Raw genomic sequence first — 19,788 nt, forward strand, 5'->3', positions numbered from 1 at the left:
CAACTTGAAGGCGGTGTCAAAGCTTCTACGGGTACGTGATGTCATGTCTTTCTGGGTCCTCGTTGGGGATGATCATCCCCTATCGAGGTGTCCACGAGAATTAGACCAGTACAATCAACTCAAGGCGTGCATCAGGCAACCCTGACCGACCCTCGCGCGCGTTCGACCCAGGCCACAACCACTGACACCGGGACGGCTCCACGTCTGCTCACAGATGTCACGACGCTACCGCGCACCCTGCTGGCCGGCGTCGAGATTCATGGCCGCAGCCTGCGTATTTCGTTCACCTTCCAGGGCCAACGCTGCCGCGAAGTGGTCGAGCGCAGCACCGATGCGGCGGCCCAAGCGCGCGCCGGCCACTTGCGCGCCCAAGTGCTCCAAGCCATCCAGGCCGGTACCTTCTGCTATCGCAGTTTCTTCCCGGACTCACCTCGTGCGGCGCACTTCGATTTGCTCGAGGTCAACCCGGCGGGCCAGCCCTCCCCCTCTAACCTTCACCAAGATATGTCCGTGCGCGCGGACGTGGCCAAATGGTTGGATAGCAAGTGCCTGGAAACTGCCACTGACTCCTCTCCGACATATGAATTATGTAGTGAGACACAACAACTACAAGAAAAACCAACCATGAGAGATTTCTTGATTGAAGCCTACAAAATATTGGGCAGAACTGGTTTTATCGAAGCTGTTAGAAAAGCTGGAGAATCTTTTAGCACTGATAACCTCCGAGGCAGGAAGCGCGATCTGGGCGAGCGTCTAAATGTATCGAGCTTCTATGCAGGCTTGATCGCCAAGCACTTTCCGAGTATACGAAGGTATTACCATCGCGGCTGCAATGCATATCAACGTATTTTTCCGACGCATACATCAGAAGCCATTGAAGCCGAACTGCGGGCCGCGATGGGGCTGAAGGTATCTGCGGCTGAGTTCCCGAATTACCTAAGGGCACGCTTAGTCAGCAAGCTTGACATATAAGCGGAGCACAATCACATCGACAGTTGTTTGAATAAGCCCCTCCCAGGGGCTTTTGTTTGCCATGCCAACTTTCCAGTATGATTGAGTCAAGACTCACAGAACGGACTCACTACGCACATCGACCTTCTCATCACCACCCTCCTCCCCGCGCTGGGCATCGCAGAAGAGCCCAAGATCCTGTTATCTGCACTGCCATTTGCGTGCAGCGAACGCCCGGCCGCTAGCATGAACGCTGACGACAAACTTAAACACTGCTGTCATTACCACGTCGCTCCCGGCACACCAGAAAACGAGCGCAGCTTTGATCTCAATACCTCGTATTTCACCAAAGTCCGGGGTGATGCCAACGCCCTGACGCCCCGGCTATTCAAGTCATCGTGCCATCTGCTTGGGTTCATTAACCCAACAACTGAGTGCCGCGACGAGGAGTACGAGGAAAAGGGGTGCCAAGCGAAAGCGCTGGATTACAGGTTGTACGGGAGGTACCGGGCTCAGTTCAAGCCGTGTCTCGACGATAAGCGTGTCAAGAGCACTGGAAGATGGGGGTATCTCGGCTTCAAAGGAATCAACACGCTTGACGGTATGCACGAACTCTTCATCGGCTCGCTCCCTGCCCGCGCGGACAACTTGATTATCGGCGACAATCTTGACCGGACGGAGGTGCAACCATTCACCGAATATCTTAAAAAGCGCTGAACCTAGCAGGGCTCAACCAGCCGCATGGATACTCGCTCGCCACATACTCAAAGTCACCGCCATTGAGCCTTAAACTACCCAATGGCGGTTAGCCAACTTCTTCTGGATCACGCTGCCAACTGTTTCTTCAATCGGTAATTCTCACGCCGCAGCTCTTCACACACCTGTTTACAGGCATCCAATTGAAACTCCTCAGGTAAATATATCAACACCATAGGTTCTTTACGCAGAGCAACCAATGCAAGCTCCTTGGTACATTTTCCGTTATATAAATGAATAATTGCCATAGGGTAGGCTTCAATCAACTCCCGCATCAGCTCATCCGCTACGTCAATGTACTTAACAATGCCAGGCACGGGGCCCACCATCATCAGCAGCCATTCCCGAGATAGAATTTTCTCTGGCACGAACCGAATCAAAAATGGCTCGTGATCAACAGCCTGAGCGATGACAGGCAAGATGATGTCTGCAACATCGATCCCATACTCCTCGCACCTCAACGTCGTCCGTTGAGACAAGTACTCAATGAAACCCTCCGCCACCGGCACCGTCCAGTGCTCCCCTTCGTCGGGCTGACGCAGCGTAACTGCGACATTGCCAAGATCGCAGTCCACGCGGAATCGCTGGAGCTGCGTCGCGTGCTGCTTGAAGTTTTTGCAAGCATCACTCTCTCCGCGCTTGCTGAAGGCCAACGGGTACAATGAGCGAAACATCAAGGAGTAGATATCCGCCAGGGTAAATCCCTCTTCGGTTTCGTAGTTGTGCATATCAGTCAACTGATTCATGTGCTTACACCTCTTAATGGAAATGGCTTAAAACCTTAACAACCGTCACCGGCAGCGCGTTCACCCCCGGTCATTCCCCCCTTAGTTGGCGATTCTGATCCGCATGTTGGCCTCCTTTGGTGCAGTAGTTTTCACTCGAATACCAATAGCAACAGCTATTACGCTAATCATAAAAATTGACAGAGAGAGGCCTGCCAATCGCTTATTGCAAGTAGAAAGTCGTTACCTTGATATGCGCCTGCACATCAAGGCAGTCGCAGCACCGAACCAAGGCCCGGACATCACCTCGAGCGACAGGCGCGGGCGATGCGAATCCTTGAGCCATGGGCTGCGTTTCTGCGGCGAGCGGCACTTGCGTGCACACCACAGGCGGAACTAAGCCGCTTCAGGTACTTTTCGTCCCTCCACAACCAATGGTGGGATCCAGCGATAGACAAACTTTCGTTCCCCGGTGCGTGGCCCCGTCCAGAAGCCATGCCAGTGCCCCCGACGCAAATGGGTTGTCACAGTGCGCCTGGGACATCCTTCGGCAATGGGGCAGACATTAGCGGACGCTCGCAATGCTTCACCGACATTGCGACCTACCACCCATTGTCGCGGTTGATCGGGAACAAAGAAGCGGCGCCCATGGGGACGGGGGCGAGGATTTGCTCGCGAAGAGTGGCATCCCGGCTGTCGCATCTCGTCAATCTCCGGCTCTTCGGAGCACAAGTACAGCAGGAGCGAAACGAGTGGCATCAATTGCTCTGTAATCGCAATCGTCTCAGACCCGACATCGAATTCTGACAGACGCAGGTGAACCACTTCCTTGAGCGTCCCAACCGCCGTCTTGAGTGACCAAGCCCCCAACGGGAGGGCATGCGGCACCAAGTGCGACTTACCATCGAGCAGGAACCTGAGCTCGGTGCCCCCGGTGTTGATGTCCCATTCCAAGTGCGCCCAAAAGCCAAACAACGGCTCGCCCATCCACGACCAACCTGGCGTCTCGATGTAAATGCACCACTCGGGCAAGTGGAGCAAGGCGTCTGCGGGCAAATCCCCTTCTAGCCTGCTGTGCTTGAGCGCGCTCAACAGCGTCGGGTCAAATCGGTAGATGCCTTGGCTGTATTGCCAGGTACCGATTGCCGCCACCATTGCCGCCTCATAGAAGTAGGCGACACGCAGGTCGGCGATAGAGCTATCCCCGAGGTAATTTCCCATCAAAGTGTGCCACCCGCCAAACGGAAGAAAGCACCAATCAGGCCAACTGGGCGTGCCGCCAACACCGCGCCTCCTAACCAGTTGCTCGGTTAGCTCCGAAAAGCCCCGATACCGTTTTTTCATCATCCGCAGGTGCTTGTGGGGGCGAGCAGCCGTCATTTGCCGCACCTCCCCTGCAACCCAAGGCCATTGTCACAGCGAGCCACATGACCGCTGCCTTGCTCTCGCCCCCTCGACGGACACCAATGCCCACCTCCCCGGTTTTTCATGCTGATCACTCCTCCTGCCCATGTGCAGCACATGCCGCACACACCAACAGCCTTTGCTATCCGTAAAATCATATTAGCGATTAAAATAGCATTGTCAACGACAAATATTGACAATCACATTTTTCCTGATTAGTATCGGCTTACCCATCAAGGAGGCGCACCGATGAACCAAGACCTGGATACGCTGGGCAAGCGCGTCGCATTTGCACGCAAGCTTCGCCGGCTGACTCAAGCAGACTTGGCCACGCGTATTGGTATCGGTCAGTCCAGCATTGCCACCCTGGAAGGCGGACGCAGCAAGAGCTCACGCTACATGCACAGGCTAGCCGAGGTGCTGAATGTCTCAGGCCGGTGGTTGGACGAAGGCGGAGTGCTGCCCCCTGAGTTGGCGTCGGAGCCACAAGCGTCGGACACCTATACAGAGGCTGTCATGTTTTCGGCCCCAACCATGGATGAGCATGCCCCCATGCCGGCGTTGCCCTCTCCAGACATAGCGGCGCCTCAGTTGAAGACCCTCGCACAACGTCTGGTGTATGCCCGTGAACGCCATCAGCTGACGCAAGGGCAACTCGCCACCAAGGCTGGAATCTCGCAAGCCACCGTGGCCAACTTGGAACGCGGAAGGAATCAAGCGACGAGGAAAATCGTCCAATTGGCAGAGGCGTTACGCGTGACGCCGCAATGGTTGTTGTATGGAACGGATGACCGCCTGGCTATCGGTCGGCAAGTCCGAAAAGATTTCCATGTCACCTCCTCAGCAGAGGCCGCACAAATGGACTTTCACAAGCAACTCGCCAATGCCAAGTGCGCCCCGCCAGTCGAAACCTCCGCCGAGGGGACACTGCCAGTAGCGCCGCCCCCGGTGGCTCGCAAGCTGCCTGTCCTCAACTGGATGGACAAACTGCTGCAAAACCCGCTACTGGCCCATACCAGCCTTCTGGCCGAAGCCTGGTACCCCTGCCAGTTCGCGCACAGCCCAGAGTCGTTCTACCTTCGCGTGCCGGGCGACTCGATGGCGCCCGAGTATCGGACGCACGAGCTGATCCTGGTCGACCCCCAAGTCAAACCTGAAAACAATCTGGATGTAGTGGCCATCGATGCCCAGAGAAACCCGGCCTTCGCGCGCCTTACCGACGGCGTGGAGGGCCGGTACCTCACCATTCTCAATCCGTCGTATCCCGACCGCGTAAGACGTCTGACCGAAGACATGCAGATCGTCGGTGTGGTGACCTGGAGCTTCGTCGACCGCACCAAGCGCAACTGAGTAAGAGTCGCATAAGGTTTGTTTTCGCCTGCAAACATAGCCGTTGCTATTTATATATTTGTAATCACTAAAAGGAGTGGCACTATGCAAGAACCCCTGGCCCCATTGGCCGATAGCAACGGTCATTCCGTGGGCAAGACCAGGACGCTGTTCGTGATTCAACCGGCGAAATGGGTCAGGCAGGAACTGCTCTTCCCGATCTTCGGTATCTCGCCGGAGGCGGCCCGCAAGTACCGCACAACCAATCAGTGGTGCCTGGGCAAACACTGGGATCGCGATCCGGCCAATCGCATCGTGTACAACCGCGATGCCATCGAGAAATGGATGATGGGGGCGCTATGACACTTGAATGTCCACGCGGAGTAGAGATCCACGGCCAAGTGGTGCGCATCGCCTTCATGCTCGATGGCAAGCGCTGCCGCGAGCCACTGCGCGACATGCCCGTGAACGAGAAGACCATCGCCTATGCCAAGAGCATCCGCGAGATTGTGCTCGAAGAGATCAAACGGGGCGCCTTTGACTACGCGAAGCGCTTTCCCGACTCTCTCCGGTTCAGGGTCAAACGGCCCGAGGTTACCCAGGGCGAGACGCTCACGCCCGGCCAACCTCTCGCGCCCGCCACCACCAGCCTGGCGCCTGCCGCTGAACCGGCGATCAGCCCTGACACCACCCCGGGGCTGACCGTAAGGGAGGGCGTCAGGCTCTGGCTGGAAGTGGCCAAGACCGACAAGGCCTCGACCACCTACACCAACTATGCCTGCAAGGCCCGCCACGTCGTGCGCCGCTTCGGGGATCGCCTGATTCAGGACATCTCCCTGCAAGAGCTGAAGCTCTTTCGTAATCAGCTAGTGAAGCCCGCGAACGGTAAAAAAGGCCTGTCGCCGAAAACGGTGAACGACATCTTCACAGTGGTACGCGGCGTCTGGGGCGATGCCGAAGCCAACGAGTTGATCGAGATCAACCGGGTGGACAAGATCAAGAATCACAAGGTGAAGTACAAAAGCCAGGCGTTCCCCTTCACCCGCGAGGAAATCACGCGTCTCCTGACGGCAGACTCCAAACGCCATCGCGAGGCACGCGTAGTGGTGTTCAACTGCTGGACAGGGCTGTCCCGCTCTGAATTGCTCGGGCTGGCCCGCGAGGATGTCGACCTGACGCACAACCGCCTACGCGTCCGCCGGGCCTTCGTGGACGGCATTTACCGGATCCCCAAGGAAGAGCACCGTGAACGGGAGATCGAGCTGATTGCGCCTGCCGCCAAGCTGATCAGAAGCATCATGGAGGACACGGCAGCCGTACCGATTAGCCCGATTGAGGTCGTGCAGCGGGATAATCTGAGCACGGAGCCTGAACAGGTGACTCTCCTGTTCCGGGACTGGCGCACGGGGCAGGAGTGGGATGCGGACGAACTCGACGAGTGGTTCAAGCAGCATCTGGTCAAGGCCAAGGTGGCGCATCGGGGGATCAACCAATGCCGCCATACCTTTGCCAGTCAGGCGCTGTCGAGCCACGTAACGCTGGAGTGGCTGGCCAAGCACCTGGGCCATGCCGACACCACCATGATCAAGAAGCACTACGCCAAGCTGATCCCGGACGACACCAAGCGCATGGCCAGTCAGGTCTCGTCGCAGATGGGGTTTGGGGAGGACTGGGACGGTGTATAGCGGTGTGGAGCGACGGTATTTTTGCCCCAAATCGCCAGCAGTTTTGCCCCAAACACCGTCCCCGCTCTGGCCCAGAAAAGCAAAAGCCCCGGAAACCGTAGCTTCCAGGGCTTTTTTGTATGGCGGGAAGATAGGGATTCTAGAAACACCCCCATAAAACCCAACAACCCTCTAATCCTCTGGCCTTCACGGTAATTTTACGTACAATCGCTACGTACAACTGATCCTAAGAAGGTAGATCGATGGCAGACAATCTGGAACGGCAAGGCGGTATTTACCATGTCCGCCTCGCAGTGCCTAAGGACGTGCAACCAGCCTTTGGTAATAGACGGATTCTCTCAAAGTCTCTGGGCACATCGAACAGAGCCGAGGCACTACGCCTACGTTTGCCATACCTCGTCCAGTGGAAGGCTGAATTTCAATCTGCACGTGAAGACGACACATTATCGCAAGAAGACAAGGACGCTGCTCTTCATAAGACGCAGCACCTTGCCAAACTCTTCGATGAGATTGCACAGCGCGGCACACTCGCCGCCCTAAAAGTAAAGCCTGTGAATTATTCGCAGATTGAAGGCGCTGCCATGCTTCCAGCTAGCGACTTAGCTGATCTGGAAGCCTTAACTGACGCCGGAGACGCTCAGGGCGTTATTAGGTTTGTAGAAAGCTCTAGGGCTCAACTACTGAACTTCATAATGGAAAGTGATAAGACCGGGGTCGAAGCACAAGAAGCAACAGACATTCTCTCTGGAACGTACAAACCCCGTTCCCCCATCACAAAAAACTTGCTTCAAGATTTCAGAGCCTACTACGAAAAACAGGGAAAAACTCCAAAAACCACGGACGTGCTAATTCGCAAAATCGAAATGTTTAGCGACTTCCTTGGAAAGACAGGTTCAGCACTAGACTTTGACACCGTAGTCAAATACCTCGACCAACTCACAGACGCCAAAGGAACTCCTCTATCTGCAAAGACCAAGAAGCAACATATTTGGGCCTGCAATAGCTTCTGGAAGTGGGCTTGCAAGTATAGCGCCTCATGGCGTGAGACATACAAGGGCACTCCCAATCCATTTGCAGAGCATGACCTACCAATCGTCAAGGGAGAATCCATTAGCTACAAAGCGTTTGGTCGCGAGCAAGTGGAAGCCTTACACGCCAATGCACGAACTGCTGGTGACCGGAATTTAGCAAACCTAATTGCGTTGGGGGCATACACTGGTTGCCGACTTGAAGAGCTAGGCAGAATCGATCGCGACTCTATAACCTTTGAAGGCAACACCCCTATCAGCTTTGCAATTGCAGACGCCAAGACAAAAGCTGGCATTCGCGAGGTTCCGTTACATAGCCGAGTTGTGCCATTGGTATTGCAACTCTTGGAGAAGTCTAAGGATGGTTTTTTGCTGGAAGGCCGCCCATTAGACCATTCGAACAAATACGGCAATCGCTTGGACGCTGTTGGCAAGCGGTTCGGCAGGCTCAAAACAGCCGCCGGGTTCAACAGGGAGTTTGTGTTTCACTCCGTGCGAAAAACCGCCATTACCGAGTGTCACCAAGCAGGCGGAGACATTGCCACCATGCCCGCCTTATTCGGTCATGAGACAGGCTTGATCACTCTGGACATCTACTCTGCCGGGCCAAGTATGGAGCAAAAATCCAAAGTTATTGAACTGTTGGATTTCACCTTTGACTTCACTCAGTAGCCTGCTTGCAATGGCAATTGAGTCTTGACAACGCCAAAACGATGGATTGACAGAAACCCCAAAGTCACAGTAACATTCGCATCGTTGTCAGCGACCTGACGGCTTATCACCGACACAAAACCTCCGACGCGACCATTGCCGAAACGCAGTGTGCTGCATGGGGGCTTTTTATTGCCTGCGATTTACCAACCGAACCACGGCAGAAACCGAGAGGACTTGCCTATGAACTGAACTTGAACAAGGAGGAACACGAATGCCCTACGCCCCGCATCTGCCCTACGAATACGAACACTGCCCCGCCCCATTCAACCACGCCCCCGCATCTGACTTACTCTCCCCGGCAGAGCTACAGGCCCTGAATGACCGTATCGCAGCCAATGCCGACCGTTGGCTGGGCCAGCGCGTACAGGAGAACAAGGCTAAAGCTAACTCTCGACAGCTTCGCGAACCGAAAAGCCCCAGCGGACGAAAGCCTAAGAGCATCGCGAACCCGTTTTATGCGTTCATCGGTTGCACGACCGAATGGGGGCGCTACCCGGTGTTTGCCTTGGATGTCATCGAGGGCATTGCACGGTTGGATTGGCATGATCGCCCCATTGGTCTTGGCGGCAAGTCCATGCCACTGTCGGTGCGTAACCTAGCGGTGATCTTGGAAAGCCTTGCTGTCGTGACCGTGGTAACGGTGATGGAGTTGCTGCAACTTGGTGAGCGTCACGCTCGGCGTTACGTGAAGGCGATTGAATTGATCATCCCTCGAATGATGGCTTGCCGCCCCAAGTCGCTTCGGAGCGAGATGGAGGGCATTGAACCAGAACCTAGGCCCTGCGAATGGGTTGACGATCTACCACCCCCAAGCCCGGAGGCACTAGCCAAGCTGCACCACGATCTACGCCCCCTGACCCGATACAGGAGCGAGGCCGAGTACGATGCCGAATACAATGCCGAGCTGCTGGGCAAAGCGTTCAACGACAACGTAGTAGTCCTTCCCGTGTGGCCGGAACACCCCGCCAAGCAACAGGCACTTGAACTGCTGGCTCAGGGAGTGGGAATCCGGGCAACGGCAAGAGAACTGAACGTCTCAGTGAACTCCGTCCGAAGCTGGCGGGACAAGGAACTGATGGCAGCGTAACTCGAAGCCGTATCAGGTGTATCAGTATTTCGGCCGCATATATCTAATAGCGAAGTGACCACTTCCCCTACGGGGGAGCTGGGAACCTCAGTGGTTAGAGCGTAAGCTCTGAGCATAACCGCTCTTCGGGTAAGCGGAGCTTACAGAGTTACCCTCAGCGTAGAATGCTTGGGCAAAAAAACACACACAGCATGCCCAATAAAACACTACTACTCACGCTGAAATATTCTCTGTACCAGAGGTTGACCTCTGGTAAGGATTACACCTGATGCTTCGCATCGGAGATTTGCACCAAAGAATATAAGGGAGATGATTTCATCATTTTGTCTCCCCTTACTATGATAACTGGATCAATTCAAACGAGTATCAGCCTCAAGCTAGCGCTTGCAATGGTGTCATTCCTGAATGCTCTCGCATTGATTGCGTACCCCGGGATCAGCGATAGCTGATGGCAGTACACCATATAGATGATTAGGGGAATAATAAATTATAAATTTATTCCCCTTCTTTCTCTAGGAGTGTATCAGTTCAATCCTTCGGATTTCGTGCAACCATACTTGATGCGAGGCATCAGGTGTACATCTATACCAATGGTCGACCATTGGTAGTGTTTGGTCTTTGTTTTGTGAGGAGGATGATTTTCATCATCTATTTTCCTCCTCCTATATCCCATCGTACAATCAACCACAGCGAAGCTGAGGAAGTAGTACCCTCGATAGCTCCCGCTATCCCGTGCAATCTGCTGTCAGAGGTGTAGTTATCGCCAGAGGTAGCATCCTGCGGACGCTGGTCCGTACTTCTGACTAGCACCACGTGGCTGAATTAGATACCAAACCAATATGATCAAAAAATAGCCAGAAATTACCTGTAAACCCATGATTCACAGACGTACTGGTTGGTCATGTTCGAGCAACACCAAAGTGCAGAACGCCTGTAACCCTTGTGTTTGCTGGCCCCTTGGCCTCTCCTGCTAAGCAAAGGCTCTTCTCTCCTGCCCAACACGAATTTCTGCTGATGAAGAGCCGACAGAGTGCGTCGAGGCATGGACTCACAATCGACTGCATTAGGTGACAATTGATCAGAAACTCGAAGAACTGTCTGATGGCACTCATGTGCAGGTGACCTTGATTAAGTAATAACATGCATCATGACTTCTGCATCAGCTCATGAGCCGGAACTTTGCCAGCGAGTTCGACCCACCAATCCCCATCGAACTGACTCAATGCCCCACCCACAAAAACCGTATCCTCATTGAACGACTTAATATCTCGTGGACTGGACTCTGGGTCTTTGGCCAAGCACATTACCAAGTAGCACGGCGCACCTTCTCGAATCAGATCAACGTGATTCCGCCTCTCGGTGTACCCGAAGTTGCTGCTGTCACCCCCGTATTTCTCAAGGTGGGTTAACTGGACGTAGCGTATCCCGTCGCGCTTCTCGCATCTGTCCTGCCACACACGGAGAAATACTGCACCATCAGCTCGCACCGCCCCCCAAGATTGCCGCACCATACGAAGTGGAGCACCCAAGGCGGCAAAGAACTGCGTAATGGACCTTTCGCTCATAACCGCGCCTCCAGACGCTCGGGTCAACGACTCGGACTCTCTGATCGACAACGATCTGAGCATAGTGCACGCCATTGTCCCGACTAGCGTCAAAAACGACCGTATATGACACCATCTAGCGAAGCGGGTGATTCAGGTATCAAAAACTAGGCTTGTCATTTATGACACCAATCCATATAATGACACTACGTTATTGAGCCCTTGGAGATTCTGAAATGTCCCGCACCTTCCTTTATGCACGTTGCTCTACAGCCGAACAGCACACCCAAAACCAAATCATGGAAGTGAAGGCTGCTGGCTTCGATGTGCAAGCTCAACGTGTAATCGAAGAGACAGTGAGCGGCTCTGTTCCTGCCAGTGAACGTAAGGGCTTCCAAAAACTTCTAGAAAGGATGGAGTCAGGTGATGTGCTGATTGTGACCAAGCTAGACCGCCTTGGCCGTAATGCGATGGATGTACGCGCCACTGTTGAGCTGTTGGCTGATCGTGGCATCCGGGTGCATTGCCTTGCCCTGGGTCGCGTAGACCTCACTTCTGCAGCCGGTAAGATGACAATGCAAGTGCTAGGGGCTGTTGCTGAGTTTGAACGTGATCTGCTGATCGAACGTACACAGGCAGGTTTGCAACGTGCGAAGTCTGAAGGGAAGTCTCTTGGCCGTCCTTCTGTAGCTAGTGCAGAGCAGGTAGCACAGCTAAAGGCTGCTGGTATGTCTCAGAGTGCAGTAGTCACTGAGCTTGGAATCAGCCTGAGCACAGTCAAACGTCTTTGGAATGCATGATCTATAGCTAATACAGCGTATATCGAGCAGAGAGCCACTTAGCGGGGTTTTCTTCGCTTCTGGCTACCAATATAGCTCTTTTGCATTGCGCGCATTCTAGGCCCTTTACAGGAGCTTACGGGCGGTATCAGTAGAAATGAGAGTCGTTATTATTTATGGAAGGCTTGGCTTCAGAGTGCCCACCCGGTCGCACAGTTAAGCAGCTCCCGCTCTGAGCTTATTTTTCTGGCCAGCCCTATAGAACACCCCACCCCCATACTAAGGCCCTTCCAGCGGCGGCGGATTTTTGCGGTAATCTGGTGAGTCCACCTTGCAGAGCGTGAGCAGTCATGACGAGTCATTGGGATCTAGGTGCACTAAAGAATAAAGTCGTTGCAACGCAGGCAGGAGATACGAAGGAGCTTGTAGACCTTATCTACGCCATGGGGCGTTATCAGCAAATTTTCGAATATCACAAGTGCCTTGCTCGTGACGCTTTCGCCGCGTTTAGCACAGACTCAGGACCTGATCAGTTGAAATTCCTGACTCATGCATTCGGCTGCGTTTCTCCTGAGGAACAAGGTACGCTTGAACACGCCAGACTTGTAAGTGAGGCCAATCTTCTAGCCTGCATAGGGATAACACGAAGCGCCTTTGATAGCTTTGGGGAGCTTCTGAATCGTCTAGTGTTGCCAGTTCCTCTGAATGGGAAGGTTTATGTGCACACGGTGCGAGATAAGCTCCCGTCGGGAGAGCTCAAAGATTCTCTAGACTCTGCTCTCTCTGCAAGCTGGTTTACTTATGTGAGTGACTTTTCTAATGTATCGAAGCATCGGGCACTCATAGGGCACACCCCTTCCGCTTCATACATTGACGACAACCAAGGTGGCAAGGTGGCAAGCTTCACTTATGAGAATCGTGGTAAGCCAAGAACTCACCCGAGTTACTGGACTAAAGAAATTCTAGAGGGGACTATCGAGGTTTGGCGATCTCTGGTGCTATGCGGGCTTGCACTCAATCGCCATTACATCTGAGACAATGCGCTTGAACTATCAGCCGTTCCGCCTCGCTCTTTTATAGTGCGACCGAATAGAATTCGAGCTGTAAGCCCCCCAGGAAGCGTTTTCTGTGCAGATTGCTAGATGGTCGAAATTCGGATAGAAAATCCATTCCACCCCCTTGCGGATCGTTATACAGCGAGCAAACAAAAGCCCCTTCTCTGCGGGGCTTTGTAATATCTCACCACTGTCAGCTATTCCACCACCACAACCCAACGATTAGAACAATCAGCCCGAACATGAACATCTTGTTTCGTGCATCTTCGTCGAGCTTGTCCAACTTGATCCGTTGGTGAGTTTCAGCATCGCTCATGCCCTGCGATTTGTAGTGCACGATCTGATTCATTTCCTTTGATACTTTCTTGTTGTGTCCCTCATTGCTCCGCATGACGACTCCCCACACGATCAGCCAAAGCCCGCAGGTCAAAATCGTCAGGATCAGGTGAAGGATGTGGTTGGTTTTCTTCTTCTGGGTTTCAAGCAGGAACAGTTTCTCGTTCATGGCGACTCCTGGCTAAGGACCGGCGACTCGGGCGAATGCCCCCTTGACACCAAATGACAACTGACATGTCACGATTAGTGTGTTCACGATTAGAGCACATGCTATGACCATTGGGGAATGCCATCCCCACCCAAATCCCCTTCTCTACGCCGCCAGTTCGGTCACCGAATCCGTGAGCTTCGCGAAAGAAAAGGCATGAATCAGGAAGCCTTCGCGGACAAATGCGGCTTTGCTCGCACCTACATGTCCCGAATCGAGACAGGCGGAGCCAATCCTTCTCTTGATGCTGTCAAGGTACTGGCTGATGCCCTCGGGGTGAGCATTTCCAGCCTGTTCGAAGGTCTCTGATACCTTCCCCCACCGCACACTCGGCCACTTGACCATCGCGTTTTTTGGAAGGAAACAAAAAATCGGGCTTAAAACCTCCATTTAAGGAAGAACTATGAAATTGGATCGAAACTCAGGCGGCAGGATCACCCGATAATGGTTTAACAAGCCTCTCATTGAAATAATTTCCCTCCTCTTTGCCCGTCGGCACAAAATCTGCAATCTTTACAGTCGAAACTTGCTGAGAAATTAGCCTTGCCACCTCCTCTACATAGTCAAGATCAGCACTTACACCCGACAACCTAAATACCTCCAAACCTAATGGGGTAACCGAGTAAGCTGGGATACTAATCATCTTCGAAGCGTCGGAGTCTTCAATAATAATAATTTTAGCCCCCGCAAACATATAGTTGACATATCGATCAGAAACCCTAGACGAATACTGCATTTGCAGACCCAAGGATTCTACCCCAGCAATCAACCCGAGATTCTGCAACAGCAAGAAGTCTTTAAAAACAACCCCCTTAGACTTATAGAAATCCTCAAGATTCTTTGCAATTGCGTTTGTAATAACGAACCTAGCAACTCTCTCGATGACCTCTGCCTCCCCCCTGGACAGGCACTTTAAAAACTCCAGAGTTCTCATTGAGTAGGTTCCAGGCTTCTTCACCTCGCCAGCAAGAACCTTTCCCCATAAAGCCTGCAACTCTTCCGACGAAACTCTCCCTGCATACTCTCTCCAAGCAAAAATCCAGTCTCCATCTATATCTTCATCAACCGAATCCTCAGCACCAGATGAAAGCTCTGTCTCTGCGTACATAATCGCTTTTGCTACGTTTATCTCTCTTTTAACTGACTCAGACTTTGCGGCTGAAACAGCCAAATCAACGACACTTATATCCCCCACATCTGGCTCAATTTTTTCAAAGGCATCGCCAACTCTGCCTCTATTATCCGCAAGCAGCTTAACGCTACCATCCGAACAGTACACAGCCTCCCCGGAAGCTATTTTCTTCACATCTAGCTCTGTTTGAGCAATTAGGAGCATTTCAGCTCGTCTCGTTTGAAGTCGTTGCTTATCAAGACGCTGCTCATGCCATGGCCGCAGTATTCCACCAATACCTTTATCGACCAACGACTCCCACATTTTTATGATTAAATCTTCGCCCAGCATTTTCATGGATCCCACCGGTGCTCAAATCAAGGTCAGAGTCGGAGTTTCTTCATCGCTATCCGTGCATAGCCTCGCCGTCGCAATCACTTTTCCGGACTGGAAACTCAAACCAAATCAAAAGGCCACTATACCGCGACAAACAAGAAAGCCAATCTCCCCAGAACGGCGAAATTGACTAGAGATGGACGGCATGGCACCTGTCACCGACGCTGTGGCACGGCTAAGCATTGAAGTGAGCTTGGAGAGGAGAAATTCTGTCGACTAGAATGCCCAGCATGGTGCACCACTCAGGTGTACCTAAACGCTGTCACACTCTTCGATTTTTTGCGAGAAAAGTCTTTTAGAATTAAAGACTTAGGAAATTGAGGTGGACCCCACCAGCCACACCGATTGTGCTTTCATTCCCTCCCCCACGCATGCGTAATGCTTGCAGCCGTAGCGGCCTCACTTTCCTCCTGCCATCTGTCATCTACATGCCCGCCCACGGACACAGGCGTATGCTGAAATTGTCCCGTAAGAGGACAGAAAAGCCATCGCCAGCCCTTCCCCTTGGGCATTTGTAAACGCGGTGGCTTTCTATTTCCGGGAGCAGGGGTGGCTGCCTGGGAAAAGAGGTCAAGCTTTAGGCTGGAACGCCTTTAAAGCCTCTTCCAGCGAGATTTCGTGTGATCCATGGGTAATCGTTTCGTGGCGGCCGATTCCGGCCCGCTCCAGCCAGTCATGCCAAATGGCATCAAGGTCTTCGAAGCACTGACGCATGAACTCGACGGTTAGGTGTGCCTCCCAGACTCCGCGAAGGTCCGTGGCCAAGTCGCCGAATGTCCCGTCGCTTTCGACCAATTCATCAATTTCGCTTTCGTCGGGTTTACCGTGGGCGATGATGTCTCGGAAGGTCTTCAGCTCTCCCACCGTGCAGTATGGCCTTTCCGAGAGGTCAGGTGTTATGCCCAGCTTCTCCAGCACGTTACCCATCTTCTTGCCAAAGGACCGCCGCTCGTTCCAGTCTGCCACACGCTTCGCCCCTATGAAGTTCATCCGTGATTCAAAGGTGAAGGCGAGCATGGTTAAGCACGCCGTAATGTCGAGGGCGATACCTTCGCGGTTTCCGGTTGCTTCCATTTCCTCGACACGCTTTCGGATGTGGTCAGCCGTGTTCGCTAGGTCGTTGTGAATGTAGATGTTCTTCTGAACCTGCTTCCGTACCCACACCATGTTTTCCACTCCGCAGGTCTCAATGGTTGCAGTGTACCCGGTCGCGACGATTTCACGGGACACGCCATCAGCACGCGGGGCAAACAACACACGGAACAACGACGTGGGTTTGCTGGAGGCTTTGCAGGCGCGGGAGCAAAGCCCGCCCTGCCCTACCGAGTACGTACAACGGCTACGTACAACGCACAAACAAAAAACCCCGCAAACCATTGATTTGCAGGGCTTTTCTCGATATGGCGGGAAGATAGGGATTTGAACCCTAGGTGCCATTGCTGACACAACGGATTTCGAATCCGTCCCGTTCGGCCACTCCGGCATCTTCCCGAACGGCGCGCATCATACCAGCTCAGTGGCAATTGGCGAAGCCCGGGGCGCGATTTTTTCGCGTGGTTTCAGATGGTTGCGAGAATGGGTAGTCCCAGCGACAGAATACATCCCTCACCCCCAGCCCCTCTCCCACCGGGAGAGGGGAGAAAAAACGGCTCAGGAAGTCAGCTTGGTCAGGGCTTCGCGGTATTTGTCGGCAGTCTTCTGCGCGACATCGGCGGGCACGGCCGGGGCCGGTGGCTCCTTGTTCCAGCCGGTGGATTCCAGCCAGTCGCGGACGAACTGCTTGTCGAAGCTCGGAGGATTCTTGCCTTCGACGTAGCTTTCCACCGGCCAGAAGCGGCTGGAGTCGGGGGTCAGCACTTCGTCCATCAGGGTCAAGGTGCCGTCTTCGTCGATGCCGAACTCGAACTTGGTGTCAGCGATGATGATGCCGCGTGTGGCGGCGTACTCGACGGCGGTGCTGTACAGGGCAATGGCGGTGTCACGGACCTTGGCGGCCAGTTCCTTGCCGATGATGCTTTCGCACTGTTCGAAGGAGATGTTCTCGTCGTGGTCGCCGACAGCGGCCTTGGTCGAGGGGGTGAAGATGGGTTGCGGCAGCTTGGAGGCCTCTTTCAGGCCGGCCGGCAGCTGGATGCCGCAGACGGTGCCGGTCTTCTGGTATTCCTTCCAGCCGGAACCGACGATGTAGCCACGTACGATGGCTTCGACGGCAACGGGCTTCAGGCGCTTGGCCACCACTGCGCGACCTTCCACCAGGGGTAGTTCGGCGGCAGGCACCACGTCTTCCACTTTGTCGCCAGTGAAGTGGTTAGGCACCAGACCGGAGAGCTTGTCGAACCAGAAGTTGGAGATGGCGGTGAGGATCTTGCCCTTTTCCGGAATCGGCTGGTCGAGGATCACGTCAAACGCGGAAAGGCGGTCAGTGGCGACCATCAGCATGCGCTTGTCGTCGATTTCGTAGAGGTCACGGACCTTGCCCGAGTAGATCTTCTTCAGACTGAGGGTGGTGGGTGTGCTCATGTCGTTTTCCGCCTTTATCAAACGAAACAGGCGAAACCCGGGGGTTTCGCCTTGTTGTTTCCACGTCGCGCCGCCAAGCGGCGCTGATTAGCCGAGGTTTTCCTGGATCAGGGTCAGCACGCGGCGCGCCACATCGGCAGGTGCCACAGTGTTGATGTCCTTCTCCACGGTGACCTGCACGCTGTCGCCAACGCGGGTCAGGCGCACCTGGTAACGCTCGGCGCGTGCCTCGATCTCTTCCTCGCTGGGATCGCTGCCCCACAGGCGACTGAAGAAGCCAGGCTTCTCATCTTCCTTCGACGCACCTTCCGCGAGGTTGATGTAGTAGACACCCAGGCTGCGGTTGAGGTCGTCGACGCGGACGTCACCGGTTTCCAGCGCACGGCCGACGCTGGACCAGGAGCGGTCGAAGTCGGCGCCGAGGCTGAGCATGGGGTTGCCGTTACCGTCTTCGGACAGGGTCACACGGCTCGGCGCATCGAAGTCGCGAGCGGCGAGCAGGGACACGGAACCGCCCTGTTCGGCGCTGCGGGCCATGCTGGCGAGCATTTCATCCAGCAGCGCTGCTTCGAGGCTCGGGCTGTCGGAACGGCTCGGCCAGCCGGTGTCGGCGGAGCTGCCGGCCGGACGGGTGGTGGTCAGGACGAAGATTTCGCTGGTATTGCGCTGCACGCCTGGCTCGATACGTACGCGAGCGCGGATTTCGCTGTCCGGCTCGACTCCGCTGACGCGGCTGCCCAAGCGACGGGCCAGAGGGCCCGAGAGCTGGTCGAGGCGTTGCCAATCGGTACTGAATTCACCGGTCTGCGGGCGCTCGTCGGCGATGCGGAATCCGCCGTCTTCGAAGAACTGGCGAGCCACTGGCCAGACTTCCGCCGGCACACGCTGGGCAACCACCCAACGGGAATCGCCGCTTTTCTGCAGGCTGTAGTCACTGACCTCACCCTTGGCCTGAAGAGCCAGCGGGCGGGGTACTTCGAATTCGCCTTCGGCACGGCTGTCGGCGACGTTCATCGGCACCGGCAACAGCGGGTCGAGGCGCTTGGCGTCAGCATCCGGGGGAAGCTGCATGGGTGCGGTCTGGCGTGCTTCCAGATAGTCGCTGCCACGGTCGCGGAAGTAGCCATCTTGGCCCCAGAGCCAGCCGCAACCGCTGGTACTGGAAATGATCAGGGCGAGAGCGGAGAGTCCGGCCAGTCGCTTCATGCGGAATGTTTCCTTGGAATTAGGCCAGTACGCCGGTCTGGCGCATGGCTTGGCGCAGAGGCTCGTGGCAACGCGGGCTGAGCCAGGTCAACGGCAGACGGATGCCGTCGGGGATCAGACCCATTTCGTGCAGGGCGAACTTCACCGGAATGGGGTTGGACTCGATGAACAGTGCCTTGTGCAGCGGCATCAGCTTGTCGTTGATGGCACGGGCGGCGTCGGCTTCGCCACGCATGGCGGCGGCGCAGAGATCGGCCATGGCGCGCGGAGCGACGTTGGCGGTTACCGAGATGTTGCCCTTGCCGCCCATCAGCATCAGTTCGACAGCGGTGGCGTCATCGCCGGAGTAGACGAGGAAATCCTTGCTGACACGATTCAGGACTTCCTGACCGCGCTGCAGGTCGCCAGTGGCTTCCTTGATACCGATGATGTTGCTGATCTTGGACAGGCGCTCGACGGTCTCCGGGAGCATGTCACATACGGTGCGGCCCGGTACGTTGTAGAGGATCTGCGGGATGGCCACGGCTTCGGCGATGTGGCGGAAGTGCTGGTACAGGCCTTCCTGGGTCGGCTTGTTGTAGTAGGGGGTCACCAGCAGGCACGCGTCGGCACCGACGTTCTTGGCGGCAGCGGTGAGTTCGACCGACTCACGGGTGGAATTGCCACCGGTGCCGGCGATCACCGGGATGCGGCCATTGACCTGGTCGACGACGCGGCGGATCACTTCGACGTGCTCGGTGACGTCGAGCGTGGCGGACTCGCCCGTGGTGCCGACGGCGACTATGGCGTTGGTGCCCTCTTGAAGATGGAAGTCAACGAGCTTGGAAAGGCTGTCCCAGTCCAATTGACCCTGTGCATCCATGGGCGTAACCAGTGCCACCATACTGCCCGCAATCATGCAACCGCTCCTGCCGGAAAAAGAGAGCCGTAATGGTACTGTCGGCTCTGGCCTTG

Annotated in this window: 18 protein-coding genes and 1 tRNA gene; 10 read left to right on the top strand and 9 right to left on the bottom strand. The window is 54.9% G+C overall.

Annotation, left to right across the window (positions count from 1 at the left end; genetic code table 11):
• The first annotated feature begins 126 nt into the window (after positions 1-126).
• Positions 127-972 (top strand): Arm DNA-binding domain-containing protein, encoded by an 846-nt coding sequence (locus tag FFS60_RS16280; RefSeq protein WP_171016532.1) that lies wholly within the window; start codon positions 127-129, stop codon positions 970-972.
• A 225-nt stretch (positions 973-1,197) separates the two neighbouring features.
• On the top strand, positions 1,198-1,668 hold the full coding sequence (locus FFS60_RS16285; RefSeq protein ID WP_137822549.1) for a hypothetical protein: 471 nt from the start codon (positions 1,198-1,200) through the stop codon (positions 1,666-1,668).
• Between the two features lie 107 nt (positions 1,669-1,775).
• Here FFS60_RS16285 and FFS60_RS16290 read toward each other — a convergent pair whose 3' ends face one another.
• The gene (locus tag FFS60_RS16290) at positions 1,776-2,453 is read right to left on the bottom strand and encodes a DUF4116 domain-containing protein (protein ID WP_137822550.1); all 678 of its coding nucleotides are present in this window, start codon (positions 2,451-2,453) and stop codon (positions 1,776-1,778) included.
• A 375-nt stretch (positions 2,454-2,828) separates the two neighbouring features.
• Positions 2,829-3,812, bottom strand: a complete 984-nt coding sequence (locus FFS60_RS16295; protein WP_137822551.1) for a hypothetical protein — start codon at positions 3,810-3,812, stop codon at positions 2,829-2,831.
• A gap of 273 nt (positions 3,813-4,085) precedes the next feature.
• On the opposite strand from FFS60_RS16295, the gene FFS60_RS16300 reads away from it, so the two are divergent.
• From FFS60_RS16300 to FFS60_RS16335, 7 genes are all read left to right on the top strand, one after another.
• Entirely contained in the window at positions 4,086-5,186 is a 1,101-nt protein-coding gene (locus tag FFS60_RS16300) for a LexA family transcriptional regulator (RefSeq protein ID WP_137822552.1), read from the top strand.
• A gap of 84 nt (positions 5,187-5,270) precedes the next feature.
• A complete protein-coding gene (gene xisR, locus FFS60_RS16305; RefSeq protein WP_137822553.1) occupies positions 5,271-5,528 on the top strand; it encodes an excisionase family protein in 258 nt (85 codons plus the stop codon).
• Positions 5,525-6,850: a site-specific integrase gene (locus tag FFS60_RS16310; protein WP_137822554.1), complete on the top strand. Its 1,326-nt coding sequence runs from the start codon at positions 5,525-5,527 to the stop codon at positions 6,848-6,850. Before xisR ends, FFS60_RS16310 begins: the two co-directional genes overlap by 4 nt.
• 242 nt (positions 6,851-7,092) lie before the next feature.
• Complete coding sequence (locus FFS60_RS16315; RefSeq protein WP_137822555.1) at positions 7,093-8,550, top strand: DUF6538 domain-containing protein; 1,458 nt, start codon at positions 7,093-7,095, stop codon at positions 8,548-8,550.
• A 253-nt stretch (positions 8,551-8,803) separates the two neighbouring features.
• Positions 8,804-9,679, top strand: coding sequence for a helix-turn-helix domain-containing protein (locus FFS60_RS16320; RefSeq protein ID WP_256658100.1), 876 nt, complete (start codon positions 8,804-8,806; stop codon positions 9,677-9,679).
• A gap of 1,780 nt (positions 9,680-11,459) precedes the next feature.
• Complete coding sequence (locus FFS60_RS16330) at positions 11,460-12,023, top strand: recombinase family protein (protein WP_137822557.1); 564 nt, start codon at positions 11,460-11,462, stop codon at positions 12,021-12,023.
• Positions 12,024-12,352: 329 nt separating this feature from the next.
• Positions 12,353-13,036, top strand: a complete 684-nt coding sequence (locus tag FFS60_RS16335) for a hypothetical protein (protein ID WP_137822558.1) — start codon at positions 12,353-12,355, stop codon at positions 13,034-13,036.
• A gap of 214 nt (positions 13,037-13,250) precedes the next feature.
• Here the strand turns inward: FFS60_RS16335 and FFS60_RS16340 are convergent, their stop codons facing one another.
• Positions 13,251-13,562, bottom strand: coding sequence for a DUF4234 domain-containing protein (locus tag FFS60_RS16340; RefSeq protein WP_137822559.1), 312 nt, complete (start codon positions 13,560-13,562; stop codon positions 13,251-13,253).
• A gap of 117 nt (positions 13,563-13,679) precedes the next feature.
• On the opposite strand from FFS60_RS16340, the gene FFS60_RS16345 reads away from it, so the two are divergent.
• Complete coding sequence (locus tag FFS60_RS16345) at positions 13,680-13,910, top strand: helix-turn-helix domain-containing protein (RefSeq protein ID WP_137822560.1); 231 nt, start codon at positions 13,680-13,682, stop codon at positions 13,908-13,910.
• A gap of 112 nt (positions 13,911-14,022) precedes the next feature.
• On the opposite strand, the gene FFS60_RS16350 is transcribed toward FFS60_RS16345, so the two are convergent.
• The 6 genes from FFS60_RS16350 to dapA form a co-directional block, all read right to left on the bottom strand.
• On the bottom strand, positions 14,023-15,069 hold the full coding sequence (locus tag FFS60_RS16350; protein WP_137822561.1) for a DUF2806 domain-containing protein: 1,047 nt from the start codon (positions 15,067-15,069) through the stop codon (positions 14,023-14,025).
• Between the two features lie 609 nt (positions 15,070-15,678).
• Positions 15,679-16,338, bottom strand: a complete 660-nt coding sequence (locus FFS60_RS16355; protein WP_137822562.1) for a hypothetical protein — start codon at positions 16,336-16,338, stop codon at positions 15,679-15,681.
• A 171-nt stretch (positions 16,339-16,509) separates the two neighbouring features.
• Positions 16,510-16,599, bottom strand: a tRNA-Ser gene (locus FFS60_RS16360).
• Between the two features lie 159 nt (positions 16,600-16,758).
• A complete protein-coding gene (locus FFS60_RS16365) occupies positions 16,759-17,628 on the bottom strand; it encodes a phosphoribosylaminoimidazolesuccinocarboxamide synthase (protein ID WP_028627614.1) in 870 nt (289 codons plus the stop codon).
• A gap of 87 nt (positions 17,629-17,715) precedes the next feature.
• Entirely contained in the window at positions 17,716-18,834 is a 1,119-nt protein-coding gene (gene bamC / locus FFS60_RS16370) for an outer membrane protein assembly factor BamC (protein WP_028627613.1), read from the bottom strand.
• A 19-nt stretch (positions 18,835-18,853) separates the two neighbouring features.
• Positions 18,854-19,732 carry a 4-hydroxy-tetrahydrodipicolinate synthase gene (gene dapA, locus FFS60_RS16375; RefSeq protein ID WP_028627612.1) on the bottom strand — a complete coding sequence of 293 codons (879 nt, stop codon included), beginning with the start codon at positions 19,730-19,732 and terminating at the stop codon, positions 18,854-18,856.
• Positions 19,733-19,788 lie beyond the last annotated feature (56 nt).

The sequence above is a fragment of the Pseudomonas sp. D(2018) genome (assembly GCF_005502555.1).
In the GTDB taxonomy this organism is placed as follows: Bacteria; Pseudomonadota; Gammaproteobacteria; order Pseudomonadales; family Pseudomonadaceae; genus Metapseudomonas; species Metapseudomonas resinovorans.